Source organism: Pseudomonas sp. TH06 (assembly GCF_016651305.1).
In the GTDB taxonomy this organism is placed as follows: domain Bacteria; phylum Pseudomonadota; class Gammaproteobacteria; order Pseudomonadales; family Pseudomonadaceae; genus Aquipseudomonas.
In genome coordinates, this window is record NZ_JAEKEC010000001.1 from 5,284,491 (window position 1) to 5,307,224 (window position 22,734).

Genomic DNA, 22,734 nt, shown 5'->3' on the forward strand with positions numbered 1-22,734 from the left:
CAGAAAGGCAAAGCAGATCATCACGATCAAAGCCGGCGATTGCTCTAGCTTTGCCTTTAGGAAGGACATCTCACTACCAGCTCAGAATGCTCGCTGCTCTGACTGGGATGGATCATTTAGCTTCAACCAGTGCCACCGCGGGGAGCTTTTACATCATGGTGGCGTCGATTTCTGGCTACAGCACCATGACAGATAGGAGAGGTTCAAATGTCCAACGAATACTCGGTCTATTGCCGAGAAGGTACCTACTACGTTCGCGACTTAAAAGGCAATCGCTGGACCGTGCAGGAAAGGTATGGAACCAGGGAACTTAGCGATGGCTCGCCCGTCAATCCGCACGAAGAAATCTTGAAGGAAAATGACCGATCGATCGCCCGTGTCATCCCCAGGACGGGTGGCGCCCCTACCTACGGACGCTTTTCCAATGACAAGAATGCCTCATCCGGAAAAATTGCCAAACGCAAGTTTCGAGGTCTCAATCACGGGCTGATGAACTTCGCGCTGCTGCAAGGTCGATGGGCTTGGCTTATGCCCTACGAAGGAAAGAAACAACCGCCGCTGCACGACCTGAGCCATGGATTCGTCGGTAAACGTATACACACTGAAAAAATGAAAGCTGCGACATTGGAAGAAGTAGGCAAGGAGTTATCTGCAACGCAGTACGCCCGCATGGGGGGCATGCTCACCATCAATAAGGGACATTCAGCAATTTGTTACGAGTGGTGCCATCTGGTAGGTCATGGGCTCCTTGGCAAAGACATTTCGAGCAACATTGTAGCTGCAACCGCTTTCCAAAACTCGGAGCAGCTGATTCTCGAAACCGTCCTACATGACTACCGGATGGAGAAGATGACGTTGAAAGTCGAAGCGAAACTAGCATACGGCTGGAAACATCTAGCTGAATTCATCTGGTTCAGAGTAATGCTGGGCAACGACACCATCTACTCACGAACCATGGACGCTAGACGGGCCACCAAGCCTGACTTCAACGAGTACACCGAAGTTTCAACAGATATGCGGCGTCAACTCAACCGTGCACTCAAAAAGCATTACCCATGCGACAACATGACCATGGACACCTTCGAGGCCATCAGTGCCAAGTTGGGGATCGTTGACCCGTCACAATCCACCGGCCTCTGGAAGTCTCTTATGGAGACATTCCGCGGTGAGGACGAACTAGCTGCAGACTTGGTGAGCTGAATACTTCGGAGGGGCAACTGGAAAAATCAGACTGTACGGAACCCGCTGTCGACTGCCCATTCTTGAACCTACGTATACATACAGACGCGAATCAAACTACAAGTCTGCCGCTATGGGTCGAAAGCAACCTCTCGTGACTGGTAGCTATTGGCCCCTGAAAGTCACGGCCTCACCAACCTCGGCAAAACCACCCCCTCCGCCAACCTCTCCACCCCCAACCGCACCCTCTCCCCACCCTGCTCAATCACCACCCCATCCCCCTCCACCGCCAACAACTTCACCCCAGGCCCAACCTTCTCCCCCTGCAAAAACTCCTCGGCGGCCCATCATTCAAACTCAGTATCGCCACCGCCCCCCGACTCCCCGCCATCACCCCGCTCACTTTGATATCCATCGGCGCCGTTTGATTGGAAAACCACTGCAACGCCGGGCTATCACTACGCGCCGCCAGCAACTGCGGGGGCGCTGCCGGGGTGTGTGATTCGGCGGAAGTCAGCAGCAGCGACGACCATGTCGCGACGCCGACCAGCGCTGCGAGCAGCGCGAGGGCCTGGACCATTTGGGGTGGGGAAACGCGTGCGGTGAAGGTCATGGGTTGAATCTCCTTTTTATCCCTGCTGTCAGCCTACGCGGCAATTCTCTCCGTTTTATTTCACACGCCTTACATGTTGACCGTGCAGGATGTTGCTCTACGCAAAGGAGCGCGCTAGCGATGAACAGGCAACAGGGTTTTACGCTGATCGAGTTGATGGTGGTGCTGGTGATCATCGGCATCGCTAGTGCGGCGATCAGCTTGAGTATCAAGCCCGATCCGTTGCAGTTGTTGCGCAAGGACGCGGAGCGTGTGGCGCAGTTGCTGCAGGTGGCGCAGGCGGAGGCCCGGGCCGATGGCCGGCCGATTGTGTGGGTGAGTGATGCCAAGGGGTTTCGGTTTAGTCGGCGCAGTGACAGTGGGAAGGGGTTTGATCATTTCGCTGGGGATCCGCAGTTGCGGCCGCGTGCCTGGCAGAGTCCGAAGATGGAGGTGCGGGTGGAGCCGAAACAGAAGGTCGTGCTGAACGCTGAGTGGATTAATCCGCCGCTGCAATTGACGTTGTCGGATGGCTTGAATCGGTTGAGTGTGCTGCGCGATGGCGCGGGCCGGATCAGTCTGCAATGAAGCGCCAGCAGGGGTTTACGCTGATTGAGGTGATGGTCGCGATTTTGTTGATGGCGGTGGTGAGTTTGATTGCCTGGCGGGGGTTGGACAGTGTCACGCGGGCGGACAGTCATTTGCAGGCGAGCAGTGAGCAAAGCGATAGCTTGTTGCGGGCGTTGAATCAGTTGCAGCGGGATGTGGATATGCGGGCGGGGATTGAGTTGACCGAGCCGAAGAAGGTTGGTGTGGATGATGAGCCGCCCACCGCCCCGCCCGCCCTTACTGTGCGTAGTAGCGACAGTCAGGGGTTTCGGTTGGACATTATTCGCACGGCGGCGGATCAACCGGGGGCTTTGCAGCGGGTGCGCTGGTGGGTCAAGGGCGACACGTTGTATCGGGCGGTGGCTGAGGCGCGGAGTCGGTATCCGTTGCCGGCGCCTGGGAATGGGGTTGCTGTTTTGAGTGATGTCAGTGATGTGCAGGTGCGGGTTTGGGAGGTGGATAAGGGGTGGCGGCAGTTGAGTGGGAATCGGCGGGAGGATCCGTTGGGGTTGGAGATTCGGTTGAGTCGGGAGACGGCGCAGGGGGTGGAGAAGTATCGGCAGGTGATTGGGCCGTTGGAGTGATGCTTATCCCTGCACATAGGATATTCCTGTAGGAGCTGCCGAAGGCTGCGATCTTTTGACTTTGTATTTTAAAGATCAAAAGATCGCAGCCTTCGGCAACTCCTACATTGGGATTGGGTGCGGTCAGTTGGGGATTGGTTGGCTAGCAGGTTGGCTCCCAATATCAGCTTCAGCAGCGTGAATATTCCAGATCCCCCTTAGCTTAACCCTCGAACATCACATACACAGGCTCCAGGTCTGAATGGGGAAATACCACAACATAGTCATCAAAAGTGACGTTGGCCGAGCCAGGAAATGACTCTATCAAAGGTGTGTGCGGTGACTGGAGACTGCTCATTCGATAATCGGCAATGGACGTCAGTGGCGAGGAATTCTGCAGTATTTCAGGCAGGCGCCAGATGATCGTGAATGGAGCGTTGCCATCAGCCGTGAAACTGTAAGTTTGCGAGGACTCGTTCCACGTTGCGGGTCGCACTCTTACACCTGGATTCAGCTCTGTGGCGCTGACAGGCGATATTGCCACCTGGTGCAGGCTTTTGATTTCCCTGATGCCTTGAAACAGTGTTCCGCTCGGCACGGCATAGTGGCCGCTGCTCATTCTGAAAGGGACATCGACGTTCCCTTTCGTCGCGGCAAGATATTGCCAATCCAGCCCCTCAACCACCAGAAACTCGGATAAAGGTACGCAAACTCCGTAACGACCCACCTCCGCGCGACTGCGAAACTCGAAACGCAATACGGCGGCATATTGAACTGGATCCCTCTGCACGCTAGAGGTGATTTGCCACGTGAACTCCGCGACGGCCGAACGAATGGATTTTTGCAGGTCCACGCGATGGGATTCCAAAGTGCGCGACAGTTCACCATCGATCAATACCGCCGGGCGTGCATTGACGGAAGCAAGCGGAGCAAACAGCTGCACAGGCGCCCGGGGCAGTCCTGCGTCCTGTCGATTGCGCAGCTCTACAAGTTTTGTCTGGGCCGTAGTCAACAGCATCTCGGCCTCTTCTTGAAGCCGCTTGAGTCGCTGGTTAATGGCATTCAGGCTCGCCACATACCGATCGTAGGTCGCGCCAAATTGCTGAGCAATGTTTTGCCACTGACCCCGCTCGGCCTGCGCGTAATTCACTTCCCGTTGCGCATTGTCTCGCTTGAACTGGACGCTCATTTTCCACAACTTGTAACCGTGAACAGCCAAACGGGTATCGAACTCGGCGATTTCTACACTGCGTAAATCCTTTTCAAACTCCGAAGCAGATATTTGAACATTCGAACGCTTGCGCAAATCGCCAATTCGTTGTTCGAGAAGAGTGAGCGCCGTTTCCGTAGCCCGCTGTGAGGTAGCCAGATCAGCACTGATTTTTTGACTATCAAGCAATTGCTGGGCAATGCGTTGCTGGGTTATTTGCGCCCAATTCATTGGTGCTGGACTGGCCGGAGGTGCAGGCGCAGCAAGCGAGGCCTGTCCCTTGAATGCAACGCGCCCCTGTTTACGGTGCCAGTCCTTGACGTAGTAAACGACAGAGCCAGCAGAGTTTGGATTAGGGTCGTCATCAGGGTGATAGAACAGCAAATCGGCGCCTTTGGGATGACCCGCTATCTGGTCAAAATGATTGATCAACCGATCATGATCGGCGTTTGGTAAATCGACAGCCCAGATTCTATCGACCAAGGCCTGGAACTCGGGTTCGGTGTAGTCCTTGAGGGTTGGTTTCAATTGCATGGTTTAAACTTCCTTGTTTTTGCGCAATGTTGCAATCCATTAACGGCACCCGCCCGATCGACCGCTGAGCGGGCGCCACTTAGTTCGTTATCGAGTGACCATCACTCCGTCTTGAAACCTGGCTTATTATTGCGTGCACGCCATTCTTTAACTTCTTTCAGAACTCCCTCTGGGCTGTCCTCTTGTCCCTCCTTGGGATAGAAAATTACGCCAGAGCGATCGGGGTGTTCGGTAATTTTCTCGAAGTGCTCCACCAGTTTGTCGGTGTATTGGCCCAATGCGTCGCCTTCCAGAGGGTTTGAGTAATCGAAAAACTCACGAACAAATAGTAAAAACTCGGATTCCGTATAGTCCTGAAGCCTATTCTTGAAGAGAATCATTGATTTATTCCTTATGTTTTTCGATATGCCGCTTCGCAGTCATAATCAGTAAATTCTCCATATCGCAAACAGCGCCTCCATTCGCGACTTCATGTTGATGATGGATCTCGAATTTTTTTCCTACCCCCAACTTGATCAAATGGAATCGGATAGGGTGCAGATCCTTTTGTCATTTCTTTCAAATTTGCATTGCTGAACTGCTTCCTCAGGTTTTGGTCGGTGGCAACAGCCCTCCAAAAAGCCTCCCTAAACCGGTGGAAATTGGAGAACTCCTTCCCTCTCAGTTGATCTGCAATCTGCTTCGGAATCGGCGCTCCGCTCGTGCGCGCCGCCTCCCCCAACCAAATCCCCGTCACCTCCTGCCCGACTCCCGTCGCCACCCCCGGATCATCCCGCCGATCCAGAAACAACCCATCCGGCGAAGGCAACTCCATATCCCTCGGGAACCCGGGAATACTCGCACCAACCTGCCCTTCATCGACAGCCGGAAACGTCTCGTTTGCCGGTAGGATCGGGATGAATAGACTGAGGAATTAAAGCCACAAATACGTAAGTAGCCACCGGCAACTTCGCACTTTGATAAGTTACTCTCGCCCTTTATCATTCAATGTAAAGACTAACGTTTTAACTTTCATATCAGCTGTATATTGTAATACGACCTTCAGACCGGGATAGATTTTCTGATCAAGCAGATAAGACTCCCAACCGCCTGTCTGCCCCATTGGCATTGGCATTTTTATCGGCCCTCTAGACTCAATGGGAACTCCAAAAATCGCATGAGCATCGGCTTGTGTCATAGCCAACTTGAAAGGCGCTGGAAGATCACCTTCATATCTGACAGTTAAGGGCATAGTCTTAATCAAGGTAATAAATAAGCTTTTCAGTTTTTTGGTATCGGCTAAAAACGTCAGTTCCACACCATTTTCAATCTCAAGATCTTGCAAATCACAATCCGGATAAAGCTCCACCAGAGGCTGCCCATCAAGTACTCCTTGTGCGACAAGAGATTCAAAAGTAAGCCCGACGCTTGCAATCAACTCACTAACTCTCAAAGACTTCATCAATACCACCCCTGTTCTTTATGAAGAATGTGTAAATTTTTGCGACCGACTTCAATTTCCGCCTCGACAAACCCCGCCTCCAATAATCCGTTTTTTATCGCATTAAAATTTTGGTTGACTGAACTCTCAATATCGAGAGCATCTCTCTCTTGTCTCGAAGAGGTATTACGCCCACCGTAGGTTTCACTGAATTTCTGATGCACATCAGACGGTATTGCAATACCAGGAGCCCGTTGAAGATAGTTTCGGCGTTCATGTGGACTCATTGTTGGAAAAAGGTTCCGCAGGTGTAAGTCAAGCGCCCTCCGCGAAGGAATATGGTCAATATCCAACCCATCCCCCCTGCTCCGTCCACTCAGTTCGTTATACGGCCCAACCTCCAGCGGCTCGACCGGCGGCCCGACGAACACCAGGTCCGGCGAAGGCAATTCCATATCCCCCGGGAACCCGGGAATACTCGCACCAACCTGCCCTTCATCAACAGCCGGAAACGTCTCGTTTGCCGGTAGGATCGGGATGACAGGCTGGCCGGGATAAACCACGGGCGGCGACGGAGCAATCGGTTTGGTGGTTGATCCAAGCTGCTCCGTTCCCGGCGGGACAAGTGGCGTCCAGGTGCCGATTCCCACGGGAGGAACCGGCCAAGGCTGAATGCGTGGCAATACACCTCGACGACCATGAGCACTTTGTGGCGCGACAATGCTGATCCTGTCGAGGTTGAACGGGTTGGCGCCCGCCTCTGCGTTTTCCTGAAAACGCAGTTCGAATTCACGCCGTTCTCCGACCCAGGTGTTTTTCGGTGCGTAGGGCGCGAAGCCTTTTTCGACGCGTTTTTTGTTGACCTCATCGAACTGCTGGGTGAGTGCCGGTTGCTCGCCAAGGGTTCGCCATAATGCTTCGTCAAAGGATCGGAATGAGGTGACTTCCCGGCCGCGAAGTTGATCACCCAACTGGGTGGGTATTGCGGCGCCTGTCGTGCCTGTCGATTGCTTCCACCAATTGGCAGTGGCGGTCTGGCCGGTACCGGTGACAATGCCCGAACCCATGGGTGGCGGGCTGAAGGACAGGTACATCGGTGCCGAACCGAGCAGACAGACAATGCAATCCTGAATGCGTAGATCAGCGCCCGCTGGCAGGTTCTGCGTCAGCGGTGGCAGTAATGCAACACGGGCTTGGCTTGAAGCGGTGTGCGTAACGGGCGTGTCCGCCGTGAACTGCAAATGCCTGCTCGGAGAACCGGGCACTTGTGCGGTGTAGTTGCCGGTCTGGAGATCAAGTACCGCGTTGATGACCGGCACCTGTCTGCCGATCTCATTGCCAGTGGCGACCACAATCACTGCGGTCCCGTCGGCTACCGGCTCGGTTTTGAGGCGGTAGGGCATCTCGACCGAACCGCTTGAATCGGCGATCGATCGAAGTGCTTGCTCATCAGAAAGGCCGAGTGTCTGAACGGGAACGGCGACAGACTGGAACAATCGCCGCCTCTGCTCTGGCGTCAGTTCACCATTGCCCAGTGTCGGCGAGTACACAGCCGCGAAGATCAAGACCGTCGTTGGTTGAGGTACGAGCAAAGTGAGGGAAAGCTGACTGACCGCTTTTTGCACAGCGGTTTCAATAAGCTTGGCCACTCCCTCGGCCACCAACGAACCGGCTTGCGTCAAAAACGTCGCACCCGCCGCCAGCGGGGCAGTGAGTGTGTTGACCTGCTTGAGCCGGGTTACGCGGGCGTCTTCATCCACCTGCTGCTTGAACCGGACTCGGGCTTCACGCTGTTCTACGAACTTGCGCTGCGCTTCCCAAATGGCTTCCCTTTTGCGCCAGACCACCGTTTGCTCTGCGTGATGGCGGGCAAGCGCCGCTGATCTATCGCGCAGGGCATTGATTTGCGTCTCTAATAAACGCGCTTCATGAGCCGCGTTGTAGGCGTTCTCCCAAATCAGGTGACCGTCATTGAGCGCTTGGCCGAACTGGCCCAGCCGTGTCAGATAATCATTGGAGGTACGGGTCAGCGGATCGTGGCCATCGAAGGACCGGGCCAGTGCATTTTTTGCGTTGAGTTCGGCGGATTTGCGAGCGAGCAGTCCGTCTGTTTCACTTTTTTCACTGGTGATGGTGTAGAGCTGCCAGCGCTCGGTCTGGGTGGCTTGAGGCGGTCTTCTCGCGGCAAGAATTTCCTGTTCCAGCGCTGAGCCGAGTTGTTTGGCCTTTTGCGCGAATCGTTGATCGGCTTCAGCTCTGATCGCGTCATGGCGTCGCGCCAAGCCTGCCAGAAATTGCACAAGCGCCTGATGCCGCGCTTGCGCCTGAGCTTGCTCCTGAGCCTGCGCTGCAGCTGCCTGTGCTTGAGCGGCTTCGGCTTGCGCTCTGGCAAGCGCCTCGGCCTGCTGATTTGCCTGGGCCTGACGATGAGCCGCCAAAGCGCGTTTTCGAGCTTTCTGCTTTTTCTTGCTGGTGCCACCGAAACCGCCGGAAACACCGCCGCCACCACCAAAGCCGCTACCCGACCCTCCACCCGAAGCAGGTGGCCCGGATCGGATGACGACGCTACCTGACGATCCATCGTTGAATGTGTTTTGTGCCATACAGTCACTCCTTGTCTGTAGGGCACAGCGTGTCGATCAAGCGGTACTCAGGTGCGGTACATAGTTATTGCGAATGTAAAAAATCGGGTTACTGAGCCTGCTAGTGATGGCGCGGCGTCAGTCAGCTCTATGAGTGCCTGGTGGACCACTATCGCCAGCAGGGCTGGACACCACAGTGGGATTGGGTGAAGTCAGTTGGGGATTGGTTGGCTGTGAGGCCGCGTTCGCGAGCAGGCTCACTCCTACAATTGGATCGGGTACACCAGCAAGAGACTGGTCGGCTCTTACGCCGCCATCGCTGGCAAGCCAGCTCCCACAGGGATTGGGGGGCAGGCAGTTGGGGATTGGTTGGCTGTGAGGCCGCGTTCGCGAGCAGGCTCACTCCTACAGTTGGATTGGGTACACCAGTGAGGGATTGGTTGTCTGGAAGGACGTCATCGCTGGCAAGCCAGCTCCCACAGGGATTGGGAGCAGGCAGTTGGGGATTGGTTGGTTGTGAGGCCGTCATCGCGAGCAGGCTCACTCCTACAGTTGGATCGGGTACACCTGGAAGAGACTGGTTGTCTGGAAGGGGGTCATCGCTGGCAGGTCAGCTCCCACAGAGATTGGGGCAGGCAGTTGGGGATTGGTTGGCTGTGAGGGCGTCATCGCGAGCAGGCTCGCTCCTACAGTTGGATCGGGTATACCTGGAAGAGACTGGTTGTCTGGAAGGGGGTCATCGCTGGCAGGTCAGCTCCCACAGAGATTGGGGCAGGCAGTTGGGGATTGGTTGGCTGTGAGGGCGTCATCGCGAGCAGGCTCGCTCCTACAGTTGGATCGGGTATACCTGGAAGAGACTGGTTGTCTGGAAGGGGGTCATCGCTGGCAGGTCAGCTCCCACAGAGATTGGGGCAGGCAGTTGGGGATTGGTTGGCTGTGAGGGCGTCATCGCGAGCAGGCTCGCTCCTACAGTTGGATTGGGTACACCAGTGAGGGATTGGTTGTCTGGAAGGGGGTCATCGCTGGCAAGCCAGCTCCCACAGGGATTGGGGGCAGGCAGTTGGGGATTGGTTGGTTGTGAGGGCGTCATCGCGAGCAGGCTCGCTCCTACAATTGGATCGTATGCAGTCTGCTAGAAATTGGTTGGCTGGAGGGCCGTCTTCGCGAGCAGGCTCGCTCCTACAATTGGATCGTATGCAGTCTGCTAGAAATTGGTTGGCTGGAGGTCCTTCATCGCGAGCAGGCTCACTCCTACAGGTGGGTTGGGTATACCAGCAAGAGACTGGTCGGCTCGCAGGCCGCCATCGCTGGCAGGCCAGCTCCCACAGTTTTGATCTATATGAAGCACGCGGCGAATGCCGCCCCACTCAAAGGATGAGCGTTAGCTCGGCTACAGCTCTTGATCTTGATCCACGGGCGACGTCGGAAGGCTGAGTGGAGGGATTCATCCGGGGGTGGGAGCGCAGCGACCGTTTGGCGCAGCCAAATGCATCGAGAGGAGGTGCAGCGAAGCAAACCGTAGGCGATGCGCCCGGATGGATCCCGGAGCGAAGGAACCCCGAGCCCCAGCGAGCGGGCCGCACGTTGGAGCAAGCCTTTTGGGTTACCTTTTCGGCGTTTGGAAAAGGTGACCCGCCGTAAGGGCGGAACCCTGAGCAGCCGTTACCGCAGCAACGGATATGTACCCAATCAAACCCACTAGCTCAAAACAACAACGCCACCCGGCAACTCGGTGCATTTGACGCCATAGGCATCCCGAATCAGCAATGCAACGCCAGCGAGTTGGTCGAGGCTAAACCGCGCCTGCACCCGCCGCCGCCCAAGCTCACGATTAAGCAACAGCAACATCCCCGGCCGATACCGGTTGATCTCATCAATCATCTGGCTCAGCGTAGCGCCGTTAAACACCAACACCTGCTGCCGCCAGTTCATCACCGCCGCCGTGTCGACACTCTGCACACTGCCAACCTGCCGCATGTCATAGGTCACCTGCTGCCCCGGTTCTAAGCGCAAGCTTCGGCCTTCTACGTCGACTTCCACCGCGCCATCGAGGCAGGTCACGCAGACTTGTTGATCCGTATTACGCAGGTTGAAACGCGCCTGACTGGCCCGCAACCACCCTCCCCCAGCCTGCATCGCCAGCGGCAACCGCGCGGTCTGCACCTCAACTTCACCACTGACCAATTCAAAACCCTGCACACCGTCAGACACTGCACGCTGATTGATCCGCGTCTGAGTGTTCAATTCCAGACTCACACCCTGCGTCGGCTCGAAGCGCCGCTGCTGGCCGACTTCAGTGATGTAATCCGCGCCCAGCCCTTCGAAACCACCGGGAATCGTCCCGCGCACCAGCAAAAACGCCGCCGACGCAGCAATCGCCCCACCGAGAAAGACACGTCGGCCAAACCCGCGAGGCGCCTGCAATCCTTCAGCAGCGGGTCGCAAGTTGTGCCACAACACCTTGGCCTGCTCGAAAGCCTGCGCATGCTCGGCGCTCTGTGCGCACCATTCACGCAATGCGCGGGCATCGGCCACGGTGGCGCGGCCGGAGGTCAGCAGGACCAGCCAGTCGCGAGCTTCGCTGTGCAGATTGTCGGCCGCCGATGGCTCGGCAGGTGTCAGTCGAAAGATGTTCAAACGCGCAGATTCTCAACGAATTGATCGGGCACTATTCAGAAGACGGTTTTCCGGCCCCACGACCGAACCGCTGAAACACTTTTCTTTCCAGTTTCGCTGCGCAGAAGCCCAATGCGGCTTTGATTTCCTTCTCGACCATGCGCGTGGAAATACCGAAACGCTGGGAAATCTCCAGGTGCGGCGCCTCCTCCAGACGCGCCGCAATGAAGATCTTGCGACGCCGCGCCGGTAGCTCGTACAAGGCGCTGAGCAACGATTGAACCTCCCTTTGCCCGCCGACCACCCGCGCCGGGTCCAGCGCTTCGTCGCCGATTTGCAGCAGTTCCTCGACTTCCTCGCCGGTGAGCAGGCGCGCATCGGCCTGACGCCGGTCGGCAGCGATGTTCAGGGCCATGCGATAGAGATAGGCATTGGGCCGCAGGACGTTCGGCGGCGTCTCCATGCGGTCGACCCGCAGATAGGTTTCGTGCAGCACGTCGTTGGCCAGATCTTCCGAACCGAGACGCCTGCGCAGGCGCACCCGAAAGTCCTCGTAGGACGTCAGGAACAGTTGGACCATCGAACCTTGTCCGGTGTCTTTCATCCCCCGGAAACTCCTTCCCATTTGGTGCATTCCATGCGTTTTCCTGACGACTCCGGTAACAACAGCAACGTGACCGGCTGACGCAAGGCACTGGGCGTCGGCCGATCGATTCTGAGCGTGCGAAAGCTTTCCACCAGCGCGTTGTCGCGCCGTACATCACCGGTCGAGGTGACCAACCGGTTGTGCTGCACCACGCCGTCACGACCGACCCACACTTGCAGTACCGCGCGATAACTACCGGGCCGGGTCAGCGGCGAGCTACACAGGTTGCGTTCGATCGCCGCTTGCACTGCCGTGGCGTAGCTGCGGTTGACGGCAACGCTTTCGGGCGTCTGTTTTTGTGGCGGCGCCGGCACGTCTTCGACCTGCGCCACTTGTAACGTAAACGCATCGTCCCGGGCATAACGCGCCATCAAACCACTGCCGCCCAACAAACGACGCAAGGCATCGGCGGCGGTGTATTCACCGTCCACCGCCAACGAGCGCCGACCGCGACTCAACTGACTGTCGACCAGCACCGCAACGCCGGTGGCGTGGCTGTACTGATCCAGCGCGTGCGCCAGGTCCTGCGCCGGAATATGCAGCGTCATGCGCAGGTCCGCCGGCACCGCGTCGGCCATGGCCTGGCTCGCCGAACAGCCAAGCAGCCACCCCAGACACATCCGGCGCACAAGCCTCGTTGAACGCTGAAAACCGTCCCTGGAAATGCCTCGCTGCACGGCTGACGAATCCTTGGAAATCGTCATCCTGAGGGCTGTTTATGAATCTGGTGTGACGGGCGGTGCAAAAAAACCATCACGGGAATTGCGCAAGGCTTGCACTAGACTCAAGCCATAGAACGGCCCCTCCGGGCCGGCCAGGAGGCGAGCATGAAAACATTGTGGCGATTGAGCCTTGGCGGGCTGTTGCTGATGGCGCTGTCGAGCGCTTATGCAGAAGAACCATTGGGCTGCGTGGAAGTGACGGTCGGCGGCTACAAGGCGCCGAATTACGACTGCCTGAGCCAGCAGATGGGCAACAACCCCGAAGGCGCGGCGGCGGCGGAGAAGAATCAGGAGGCGCTGAATGTGCCGGTGAACAAACGGCCGCCGAATCAGGTTGGGCTGGCGACGCCGGCGGCGACCAGTACGCGGATGGGTAATACGTTTGGCACCTCAGTGAAACCGCAACGGCCGGCGAATTAAGTGAACATCAAGATCAAAAGATCGCAGCCTGCGGGGGATCAAGAGACTTGGCTGAATGAACATCCATTGTGGCGAGGGGATTTATCCCCGTTGGATTGCGAAGCAACCCCAAAACCTTACGACTCGGTACATCAGGCACACCATGGGCACCGGGTTTACGACTGCTGCGCAGCCGATCGGGGATAAATCCCCTCGCCACAAGGAATAGCTCAATACCCCAAAACAGGGTATGCGTTGTTCAGTCGCTGGGGGTTTGGCGGAAGCTGACGGCCAGGCGGTTCCAGCTGTTGATGGTGGTCACGGCCATGGTCAGGTCGACCAGTTCACCTTCACTGAATTGCTCGCGGGCCTGCTGATAAACCTCATCGGGCACACGGCTCTCCGATAACAGGGTCACCGCCTCCGCCCACGCCAGCGCGGCACGCTCGCGAGGATTGAAGAAGTTGCTGTCGCGCCACACCGCAATCGCATACAAACGTCGATCACTCTCCCCGGCCCGCCGTGCGTCCACCGAATGCATGTCGGTGCAGAACGCGCAGCCATTTAGTTGCGAGGCGCGGACGCGGATCAATTGCAGCAGCGGCTGCTCGATGCTCAGGTTGGCGGTCAGCGCCTCCATGGCAATCATCGCTTTCATCGCTTTGGGCGAAGCGTTGTAGTAATCCAGACGCGGGGACATTGGCTAGTCTCGGTAGACGGAATAATGACTTCACCGTAAACGCCGACAGCGACGCATCACAGCCCCAATTCCACGGAAAACCGCCACACCACCGCATCCCCACCAAACACAAAACCCTGTAGGAGTGAGCCTGCTCGCGATAGTGGTGTATCAGGCAACATTGTTATCGGATGTGCCACTGTCATCGCGAGCAGGCTCACTCCTACAAGGATTGGGGCCAATTTCGGGATTTTGGGGTGCGCAACTATTGCCGATCACCTAACAGCGGTAATCTGGCGGGCACGCCAAATAGCCTCGGGAGCCTTATCGGTATGGAACTTCATGTCGTGATCAACGGCCGCAAGGATCTCGCCGGTCAGTTGTATCAGCAACTGCGCGGCGCCATCGAGTCCGGGCGCCTGGCCGCTGGCACGCAATTGCCGCCCAGCCGCTTGCTCGCCGAGCAACTGGGCATCTCGCGCAAGACCATTTCCGATACCTACGCACAACTGACCTACGAAAACTTCCTCACCGGGGTGATCGGCAAAGGCACCTACGTCAATGCGCGCCCGGCGCAGGTCCAGCGCAAGCAAAGCCACACCGAACTGGCCAGCGCCGAGGTGATCGAGAGCTGGCGCAACCTGCCGGTTTTTCTGCGCCATCCGTCGCTGGAAGGCTCATTGCGTTACGACTTTATCGGCGGCGCCACCAGCAAGGGTCAGTTCCCTCATGATGACTGGCGACGCTGCGTCTCCCATGCGATGCGCCAGATGGCGGCCTCCAAAGGCTTTTACAGCGTGCCCGAAGGTTTGCCGGCGCTGCGTAATGCGATTGCCCGGCACATCGCGTTTTCTCGTGGGGTGAACTGTCAGGACGAGGACATCGTCGTGTGCAACGGCGCGCAGCAGGCGCTGGATCTGATCACCCGCGTGTTGATCCGCCCCGGCAGTCTGGTGGCCATGGAAGACCCGGGCTACCCGCCGGCGCGCTTGCTGTTCGGCACGCATGGCGCCGAGGTGGTGGGGATCCCGGTGGATGCCGAGGGCATTCAGGTCGAACACATTCCCGATGGCACACGGATGATTTACGTCACGCCGTCGCACCAGTTCCCGCTAGGCATGCCGATGACTCAGGCGCGCCGCGAAGCCTTGCTGGCCCGCGCCCACGAATTGGGCGCGATCATCATTGAGGACGACTACGACAGTGAGTTTCGCTATGAAGGCCGGCCAACAGACTCGCTGTTCAACCTCGACCAGCGTGGCATCGTCGCTTACGTCGGCACCTTCTCGAAGACGCTGCTGCCGGAGTTGCGCCTGGGCTATGCGATCCTGCCACCGGCGATTCTCGAAGCGGTGATCCGCGCCAGGCAGCTCACCGATCTGCATGCCTCGACGCTGCCGCAATGGGCCTTGGCCAAGTTCATCGCCGAGGGCTGTCTGCTCAAACACATTCGCCGCTGCCACACCATTTATGCCCAACGCCGCGAGCGCATTCTGGCGCGCATGGCCAGTGATCTTTCACCGTGGCTGGACGCTGTGCCCGCCAGCGCCGGGTTCCACATGGCGGTGTTATGCAAGGTGCCCATCGACTTGCCGCTGGTGATCGAACTGGCGAAGAAGGTCGAAGTCGGCCTGTATTCGATCAATGGCTTCTATCACCAGCAACCGCCGAAAAACGGCTTGTACTTTGGTTTCGGCGCCATCGAGACCCTCGACATCGATATCGCGCTGGATCGCCTGCGCGACATTCTGCAACAAGTTGCCTGAATGATTGGTCTGGGCGATTAACCGCCGATTGGTTATTGGTGATCGACAGGTGCAGGCCTATTCTGCACAGGCGTTATCCCTCAATGAGCAGGATTCGTCCGGCCTGATTCAGGAGTGTGAGCAATGTCCAACGAAGTGATCAATACGGTCCAGGTGCAGGCTGCCGCAGGCCGCTCGGATGAACTGGGCAGGCAACTGCAGAAGATCGTCGAGACTCTGCGCCAAACCCCGGGCTGCGACTCCTACCTCGTCGACCGCTGCCCCGACGACAGCCACCGCTGGACGGTCAGTGCGCGCTGGCAGTCGGAAGCGGCGATGCAGGCGCATTTCAACCGGCCCGAGGCGCAGGGCTTTATTGACCTGATTGATAGCCGCCTGGCCAACAGCGTCGATTTCAATAGCTTTCCCATCGTCTGATCCGGCCTCTTCGCGAGCAGGCTCGCTCCCACATTGGAATGCAATCAACTGTGGGAGCGAGCCTGCTCGCGAAGGCGTTTTGCGCTACACCGATTGCCTTCCTGACTCACCACAGATTGGTCACCTGATCTTCCCGAATATTGGCCGTTTGCATGCCCCGCCCTGCGGACTACTGTGATTGCACCCCCAACCCTCACAGGTAACCCGCCATGAAACGCCTGCCCTTGCTCGCCTCTGCCCTCGCCTTGAGCCTTTGCGCCTCGGCCGCTTTCGCCCACGACCCGTCCGAAAAAGTCACCGTGCTGCAAGACCAGATGCTGAAAAACGCCCCCGGCAAAAAAGCCATGATGATTGAAGTCGATTACAAACCCGGCCAATCCTCCATCGCTCACAAGCACGACGGCACCGCCATGGCCTATGTGCTCGAAGGTGAAGTGATTTCCCAAGTCAAAGGCGAACAGGCGATCACCTACAAGAAAGGCCAGTTCTGGTACGAGCCCGCCGGCTCCGAACATCTGGTGTCGAAAAATGCCAGCAAAACCAAACCCGCCAAGTTGCTGGTGTTCATGGTGCTGTCCCCGGATGAACAGGTACTGATCCCGCTGAAAAACTGATGGATATTTAATCAGCCATAAATAAAAAGGCGCAAATCGTTGTTTTGCGCCTTTTTATTTCCCCGCGCAATTAACCGCTTCGGGTTACAGCAAATAAAACTATTCAACAGCAAACCAGACAGCAAATTGTCAGGTTGCTTACAGCGTGGCGGGTTTAGTCTGAATTAACGGTCGTCACCGACGACAATTGAAACTTTCCGACTGATGTTGTTTCACGGGAGAAACACCATGAAACTTGCGTTTTCCAGCACTTTGGCGATATCGGTTCTAGCACTTTCCGCCTGCTCGGTGCCTACCGCACCGAAAGCAGTTTCGTCCCTCGACACGCTGTTCACGCAACCGGTTGGCCGCAGCAGTGCCGCCCAGGTGAAAAGCGGTCCCGGCGTGTCTCTAGGCGTGGTCTACAGCCCGAGCACCCAGACCAACCGCGACTACCTGCGCGACTATCAGGCCAACGCCGGGACCGGTTTCGGCCAGAGTCTGCTGGTGCAGCCGATCCACGATGCCTACGTCGCCAGCTCGAAACCGGACATGGCGGTGGATTGGGTCAACGCCTCGCTACAGCGCCAGTTTGGCTCGGTCACGGTGTATCCGGACATGCAAAGCCTGCGTGCGGCCAGACCGGATGTGGTGGCGATTGTCGACACCCATAGCCAATTGATCACTTCGCGCAGTTCCGACATCAAGGCGGATGTCAGTGCCGATTTTTATGATGCGCGGTTGAACTATATCGGTACAGCGAAAGGCTCGGACGCGAAAGAGCTGACGCCGGTGTGGGCGGACTTCAAACGCTCGGAAGAGATTGTGGCTGATATTAATCAGCAGCAGGATGTGCAAGTTCGGGCGTTGCAGAAGTTTGACCAGTCGCTCAGTAATTTATTGACCAGGCCGACAGATAAAGTGTCGATGCTTGATAATAAACAAGCCCCTAAGTTGTATTGATATAAAGGACGCCATCGCGAGCAGGCTCACTCCTACAGGGGGAACGCATTCCAACTGTAGGAGTGAGCCTGCTCGCGCTGAGGCTATAACAGCCACCCAAAAACCCTCAGGCAGAAAAAAGCCCCGGCATCTCACGATACCGGGGCTTTTTCATTCAGCGCTTACTTAAGCCAGCTCAAGCTCGGCATTGGCAGTGGCAGGTGCCACCACCGCTTGCCCGCTCAACGCCAGGTCCAGCAGTTCACGGTTGGCCACCGCATACATGGCGTAGTCCGTGCCGCTCGCCGCACGGATTTCCACCAGCATGGCGCGCCAGCGCGAGATCATGCTTTCGTGCTGCGCCATCCACAGCGCCAGGCGTTCTTCGACGTCCTGAGTGCCGTCGCCCTGTTGCAGGACGGAGATGGTGATCGCACGTTGCTGCCAGTCGACGTCGTCGCGGAACGCTTCACGGGCCAGGGCTTGCCAGTTGTTTTCAACCGGCAGCGCGCTGATCTGTTGCAGGTACCAGGTGATGTCCAGTGCACTGCCCACGGCGAAGTAAGCCTTGGCCACTTCGGCAGGGTTCTGCCCGGTGACATCAGATGCTTCGATGATCGGCAGCAGGGTGTACAGGTGCGAGGTGCCCGCAACCATACGCGCCAGCAGTTCCGGTACACCGGCTTCGACGTACGCCTGATAACGCGCCTGCCAGTTTTCACGGATTTCACCGCTGAGCAGTTCGTCGAGCTTCAGACCCAGCTCTTTCAGGTGCGGACCGAAATGCGCCGTGTCACGGGCAGCGTTCTGCTCGTTGCGACGGGCACGCAGGAACCAGCGCGTAGCGCGACGGCCCAGACGCATCAGCTCGTCCATCAGCTCCAGCTGCACGTCAGCGGAAACCTGATAATCCAGCGCTTCGATCTGACGGAACCAGTGCGGGAGGTGGAAGATGTCGCGCACGATCACATAAGCGCCCGCCACGTTCGCCGGGCTCATGCCGGTCGACTCTTTGAGTCGTTGAACGAAGGTGATGCCCATGTGGTTGACCAGGTCGTTGGCGATCTGGGTGCTGACGATCTCGCGCTTCAGACGGTGACGACGCATGGCTTCGGAGAACTTGCTGACCAGGGTCGGCGGGAACGCCGTTTCCATGTCGCGGGTCAGGTAATCGTCGTCCGGCACCAGGGAGCCCAACAGCTGCTCCTTGAGGTCGATCTTGCTGTAGGAGATCAGTACCGACAGCTCTGGACGGGTCAGGCCGTGGCCTGCCGCAACGCGCTCGTTGATCTGCTCTTCGGTCGGCAGGAACTCGATGGCACGGTCCAGCTTGCCACGGCCTTCCAGATCGCCCATCAGACGCTTGTACTCGGCGATGCGCGCATAAGCACGACGCGCCGCCAGGGACAGGGCCTGAGTCTGCTTGTAGTTGTTGCCCAGCACCAGGTTACCGACTTCGTCGGTCATGCTCGCCAGCAACTGGTTGCGTTGCTTGTCGGTCATGTCACCGGCCTGAACCACTTCGTTCAGCAGGATTTTGATGTTCACTTCGTGGTCGGAGCAGTCCACGCCACCGGCGTTGTCGATGAAGTCGGTGTTGGAACCGCCGCCATTCAGACCGAATTCAACACGACCCAGTTGGGTCATGCCGAGGTTACCGCCCTCGCCCACGACTTTGCAGCGCAGTTCGTTGCCGTTCACGCGCAGTGCATCGTTTGCCTTGTCGCCGACGTCTGCATGGCTTTCAGTGCTGGCCTTGACGTAAGTACCGATACCGCCGTTCCACAACAGATCCACCGGCGCCTTGAGCAAGGCATTCAGCAGTTCGGTCGGGGTCAGTTTGTCAGCCTTGATGTCGAAGCGTTCCTGCATCTGCGGGGAGATCGCAATGCTCTTCGCGCTGCGCGAGAAGATACCGCCACCTTCGGACATGATGCCGGTGTCGTAGTCGGTCCAGGCCGAACGCGGCAGGTCGAACATGCGCTGACGCTCGACGAAGCTGGTCGCCGGGTTCGGGTTTGGATCGATGAAGATATGCAGGTGGTTGAAGGCCGCGACCAGTTGCAGCTTGTCGGACATCAACAGGCCGTTACCGAACACGTCACCGGCCATGTCGCCGACGCCCACGACAGTGATGCTGTCTTCCTGAACATTGATGCCGCGCTCGCGGAAGTGACGTTGTACGCCGACCCACGCGCCTTTGGCGGTAATGCCCATTTTCTTGTGGTCGTAACCGGCCGAACCACCGGACGCAAACGCGTCACCCAGCCAGAAGCCGTAGTCGATGGCGATGCCGTTGGCGATGTCGGAGAAGGTTGCAGTGCCCTTGTCCGCTGCCACGACCAGGTACGGGTCATCGTCGTCATGACGCACGACGTTGACCGGCGGCACTAGTGCGCCGTCTTTCAGGTTGTCGGTGATGTCCAGCAGACCCGAGATGAAAATGCGGTAGCAGGCGATGCCTTCGGCTGCGATCTCGTCACGGCTGCCGCCCAGTGGCAGGCGACGCGGCAGGAAGCCGCCCTTCGCACCCACCGGCACGATGACCGAGTTCTTCACTTGCTGTGCTTTAACCAGACCGAGGACTTCGGTACGGAAGTCTTCTTCACGATCGGACCAGCGCAGACCGCCGCGAGCGACGTTACCGAAGCGCAGGTGCACGCCTTCAACGCGTGGCGAGTAGACGAAGATTTCGAACTTCGGCACTGGCTTCGGCAGTTCAGGGATCGCGTGCGGGTTGAACTTGAAGCTGAAGTACGACTTGTTCTGGCCGTTGGCATCAGTCTGATAGAAGTTGGTACGCAGGGTGGCTTTGATCAGGTCGAGGTAACGACGCAGGATGCGGTCTTCGTTGAGCACCTGGACGTCGTCCAGTGCGGTCAGAATCGCTTGTTCCAGACGCAGTTGCTTGTCTTCCAGATCGTCTTCGCTGAGCTTGCGCGCCAGGTAGAAACGAGTCTTGAACAACCGCGTCAGCTCGCGAGCGATGTCGGTGTGGTTGTTCAGCGTGCTGGCGATGTAACCCAGATCGAAGCCCAGACGAATCTGCTTCAGGTAACGGGCGTAAGCACGCAGCAGCGCGACGTCGCGCCAAGGCAGGCCGGCGGTCAGCACCAGACGGTTGAACGCATCGTTTTCGGCGTCGCCGCGCACGATGTGGACGAAGGCGTCCTGCAGGGTGTCGTTGAGTTGCTGGATGTCGAGGTCCAGGCCTTCAGCGGCAGTGAACGCGAAGTCATGAATCCAGAACTCGCGGCCATTGGTGTGACGCAGACGATACGGGAACTCACCCAGTACGCGCAGACCGAGGTTTTCCAGAATCGGCAGAACGTCGGACAGTGCCAGCGGGGTGTCGGCGTGATACAGCTTGCAATGCAGCTCGCGCTGGCCGGAAACCTGGCCCAGCGGCTGATAGAAGCTCATCACCAGCGGATTTTTTTCGTTGAGGCTCAGCAGGTGCTGCATGTCGACCACGGCCGAATGCGCGGCGAAACGCTCGCGGTAACCGGCCGGGAAGCCTTTCGGAAAGTCAGCCAGCACGTTGGTGCCGTGGGCTTCGCCGAAGCTTTCGACGGTCAGTGCGGCGTAGTCGTCCTGCCAGCTGCGGCACGCTTGAACGACTTCTTTTTCCAGCAGTACCGGGTCGATGTCGAGACGGTTTTTCGGGTCGACACGCAGGATCAACTGCACGCGCGCCAGAACCGATTCGGAGAAGAACGTCCAGAATTCGCAGTCGGAAGCCTTCAGGCGCTCCATCAATACTTGCTGGATCTTCTGGCGAACTTCGGTGGAGTAGATGTCGCGTGGCACGTAGGCCAGGCAGTAGCAGAAGCGACCGTACGGGTCTTTGCGCAGGAACACGCGGATCTTGTTGCGTTCCTGGATCTGCACGATCGACATCACGGTGGTGAACAGTTCGTCGACCGGGGTCTGGAACAGGTCGTCACGCGGCAGTACTTCCAGCACCTGCGCCAATTCCTTGCCAAGGTGAGCCTTGGACTGGAAGCCGGAGCGGGTTTCGATTTCTTCGACCTTGCGGCGGATGAACGGGATGACCCGCACGCTCTCGCCATACACCGAAGAGGTGTACAGGCCCATGAAACGGTGTTCCTTGATGACGTTGCCGTCGGCATCGATTTCGCGGATCGACACGTAGTCCGGGTAAGCCGGACGGTGTACACGGCTCGGGTGCGCAGCCTTGGCGAACGACAGCAGGGTCGGTTCGCGCAGGTAGTTCACCGCGTAGTCTTCGATGCGCAGGTCATCGTAGGTCAGGCCGGTGCGCAGCAGCTTGGTCAGGCCGAGGAAGGAGTTCTGGTCGTACTCGATATGGCCGCCATCGGCCTGATCGGTGACCACGAATTCTTCGTAGCCGAGGAAGGTGAAGTGGTTGCCCACCAGCCATTCCAGGAAGCTTTTGATTTCGTTCTTTTCGTCGGCATCGACGGCGAAGGCGCTGTTGTCGAGCTTGGTGAGGATTTCCTGCACCTTGGCTTTCATCGGCTCGAAATCGGCGACCGCGACGCGGACTTCACCGAGAACCTGTTCCAGCTCTTTGCTCAGCACATTCAGTTCGGCCGCGTTGGCGCAGCGGTCGATTTCCAGGTACATCAGCGACTCATGCAGAACGCCTTCGCCGGTGCTGCCTTTCGGCAGGATTTCCAGCAACTCGCCCTTGCTGCCACGACGCACGCTGAGCACGGTGGTTTGCAGGGTGTGGATGCTGTAGCCGCGGCGGTTCAGCTCGGTACGGACCGAGTCGACCAGGAATGGCAGGTCGTGGTGCAGGACTTCGACCGCGGTGTGGGTCGACTGCCAGCCATGACGCTCATAATCGGGGTTGTAGACGCGCACTTGCGGTTGCGCGTGATCGAAGCGCTCAAGCAGGCGCCACGCGGAAAGAGTACAGCCAGCGAGGTCGGAGAGGCGACGTTGAGTCAGCTCGTCCAGGGAAATGATGCCGAAGAATTGTTCAGCGAACAGCGCCACTTGTGGCAGTGCCTGTTCACTGATGTGCTGCGCCAGTGCCGCTTGCAGTTGGTGCTGGAAGTCGGCTTTGCTGGCTGCGGTGAAGAACGCCATCTGTGGTACTCCGCTTAAGCTTGTTATTGATGGAAAGCGTCGCGTGCAACACCCCTTTCGGGGTTCAAGTCGCCCTGCTCCTGATTCTCGGGCAGAGGAAACAGGGGGACAGGTGGGTGAAGCTGGACGGGACACTCAGGTCACATTCACCTTCCATAGAATGAGCATCTGCAAAAACGACTG

The 22,734-nt window shown here is 57.8% G+C and carries 18 protein-coding genes and 1 pseudogene; 8 read left to right on the forward strand and 11 right to left on the reverse strand.

The annotated features are described in order from the left end of the window. Window positions 1–207: 207 nt before the first annotated feature. A complete protein-coding gene (locus JFT86_RS23350; protein WP_201238514.1) occupies window positions 208–1,200 on the forward strand; it encodes a hypothetical protein in 993 nt (330 codons plus the stop codon). Window positions 1,201–1,361: 161 nt separating this feature from the next. On the opposite strand, the pseudogene JFT86_RS23355 reads toward JFT86_RS23350, so the two are convergent. Beyond that, window positions 1,362–1,792, reverse strand: a pseudogene (locus JFT86_RS23355) (type II secretion system protein N). A gap of 120 nt (window positions 1,793–1,912) precedes the next feature. On the opposite strand from JFT86_RS23355, the gene gspH reads away from it, so the two are divergent. Together gspH and JFT86_RS23365 are read left to right on the forward strand one after the other, a co-directional pair. Continuing rightward, window positions 1,913–2,359, forward strand: coding sequence for a type II secretion system minor pseudopilin GspH (gspH, locus tag JFT86_RS23360; RefSeq protein ID WP_201238515.1), 447 nt, complete (start codon window positions 1,913–1,915; stop codon window positions 2,357–2,359). Then, window positions 2,356–2,964 (forward strand): prepilin-type N-terminal cleavage/methylation domain-containing protein, encoded by a 609-nt coding sequence (locus JFT86_RS23365; RefSeq protein WP_201233682.1) that lies wholly within the window; start codon window positions 2,356–2,358, stop codon window positions 2,962–2,964. Before gspH ends, JFT86_RS23365 begins: the two co-directional genes overlap by 4 nt. A 202-nt stretch (window positions 2,965–3,166) precedes the next feature. Here the strand turns inward: JFT86_RS23365 and JFT86_RS23370 are convergent, their stop codons facing one another. From JFT86_RS23370 to JFT86_RS23405, 8 genes are all read right to left on the reverse strand, one after another. Then, the gene (locus tag JFT86_RS23370) at window positions 3,167–4,687 is read right to left on the reverse strand and encodes an S-type pyocin domain-containing protein (protein ID WP_201233683.1); all 1,521 of its coding nucleotides are present in this window, start codon (window positions 4,685–4,687) and stop codon (window positions 3,167–3,169) included. Window positions 4,688–4,788: 101 nt separating this feature from the next. Further along, a complete protein-coding gene (locus tag JFT86_RS23375) occupies window positions 4,789–5,064 on the reverse strand; it encodes a bacteriocin immunity protein (protein ID WP_201234027.1) in 276 nt (91 codons plus the stop codon). A gap of 92 nt (window positions 5,065–5,156) precedes the next feature. Then, on the reverse strand, window positions 5,157–5,501 hold the full coding sequence (locus tag JFT86_RS23380) for a hypothetical protein (protein ID WP_347340323.1): 345 nt from the start codon (window positions 5,499–5,501) through the stop codon (window positions 5,157–5,159). A 150-nt stretch (window positions 5,502–5,651) separates the two neighbouring features. Continuing rightward, window positions 5,652–6,128: a DUF6392 family protein gene (locus JFT86_RS23385; RefSeq protein ID WP_201233684.1), complete on the reverse strand. Its 477-nt coding sequence runs from the start codon at window positions 6,126–6,128 to the stop codon at window positions 5,652–5,654. Further along, window positions 6,128–8,710, reverse strand: a complete 2,583-nt coding sequence (locus tag JFT86_RS23390; protein WP_201238516.1) for an S-type pyocin domain-containing protein — start codon at window positions 8,708–8,710, stop codon at window positions 6,128–6,130. Before JFT86_RS23390 ends, JFT86_RS23385 begins: the two co-directional genes overlap by 1 nt. A gap of 1,677 nt (window positions 8,711–10,387) precedes the next feature. Beyond that, window positions 10,388–11,326 carry a DUF4880 domain-containing protein gene (locus JFT86_RS23395; protein WP_201238517.1) on the reverse strand — a complete coding sequence of 313 codons (939 nt, stop codon included), beginning with the start codon at window positions 11,324–11,326 and terminating at the stop codon, window positions 10,388–10,390. Between the two features lie 31 nt (window positions 11,327–11,357). After that, on the reverse strand, window positions 11,358–11,909 hold the full coding sequence (locus tag JFT86_RS23400; protein WP_201203071.1) for an RNA polymerase sigma factor: 552 nt from the start codon (window positions 11,907–11,909) through the stop codon (window positions 11,358–11,360). Beyond that, window positions 11,906–12,571, reverse strand: coding sequence for a secretin and TonB N-terminal domain-containing protein (locus JFT86_RS23405; protein WP_201238650.1), 666 nt, complete (start codon window positions 12,569–12,571; stop codon window positions 11,906–11,908). The genes JFT86_RS23400 and JFT86_RS23405 overlap by 4 nt, the downstream gene beginning before the upstream one ends. 207 nt (window positions 12,572–12,778) lie before the next feature. Between JFT86_RS23405 and JFT86_RS23410 the strand changes: the two genes are divergently transcribed. Continuing rightward, window positions 12,779–13,093 (forward strand): hypothetical protein, encoded by a 315-nt coding sequence (locus JFT86_RS23410; RefSeq protein WP_038369305.1) that lies wholly within the window; start codon window positions 12,779–12,781, stop codon window positions 13,091–13,093. A 238-nt stretch (window positions 13,094–13,331) separates the two neighbouring features. Here JFT86_RS23410 and JFT86_RS23415 read toward each other — a convergent pair whose 3' ends face one another. Further along, window positions 13,332–13,772 (reverse strand): carboxymuconolactone decarboxylase family protein, encoded by a 441-nt coding sequence (locus JFT86_RS23415; protein WP_201238518.1) that lies wholly within the window; start codon window positions 13,770–13,772, stop codon window positions 13,332–13,334. Window positions 13,773–14,083: 311 nt separating this feature from the next. Between JFT86_RS23415 and JFT86_RS23420 the strand changes: the two genes are divergently transcribed. From JFT86_RS23420 to JFT86_RS23435, 4 genes are all read left to right on the forward strand, one after another. Beyond that, entirely contained in the window at window positions 14,084–15,517 is a 1,434-nt protein-coding gene (locus JFT86_RS23420) for a PLP-dependent aminotransferase family protein (protein ID WP_201238519.1), read from the forward strand. 123 nt (window positions 15,518–15,640) lie between these two features. Continuing rightward, window positions 15,641–15,934 carry a putative quinol monooxygenase gene (locus JFT86_RS23425; protein ID WP_201238520.1) on the forward strand — a complete coding sequence of 98 codons (294 nt, stop codon included), beginning with the start codon at window positions 15,641–15,643 and terminating at the stop codon, window positions 15,932–15,934. Window positions 15,935–16,143: 209 nt separating this feature from the next. Continuing rightward, entirely contained in the window at window positions 16,144–16,548 is a 405-nt protein-coding gene (locus JFT86_RS23430; RefSeq protein ID WP_201238521.1) for a cupin domain-containing protein, read from the forward strand. 228 nt (window positions 16,549–16,776) lie between these two features. Further along, a complete protein-coding gene (locus JFT86_RS23435; RefSeq protein ID WP_201238522.1) occupies window positions 16,777–17,490 on the forward strand; it encodes an ATPase in 714 nt (237 codons plus the stop codon). Between the two features lie 165 nt (window positions 17,491–17,655). Here the strand turns inward: JFT86_RS23435 and JFT86_RS23440 are convergent, their stop codons facing one another. After that, window positions 17,656–22,551: an NAD-glutamate dehydrogenase gene (locus JFT86_RS23440; RefSeq protein ID WP_201238523.1), complete on the reverse strand. Its 4,896-nt coding sequence runs from the start codon at window positions 22,549–22,551 to the stop codon at window positions 17,656–17,658. Window positions 22,552–22,734: the final 183 nt, after the last annotated feature.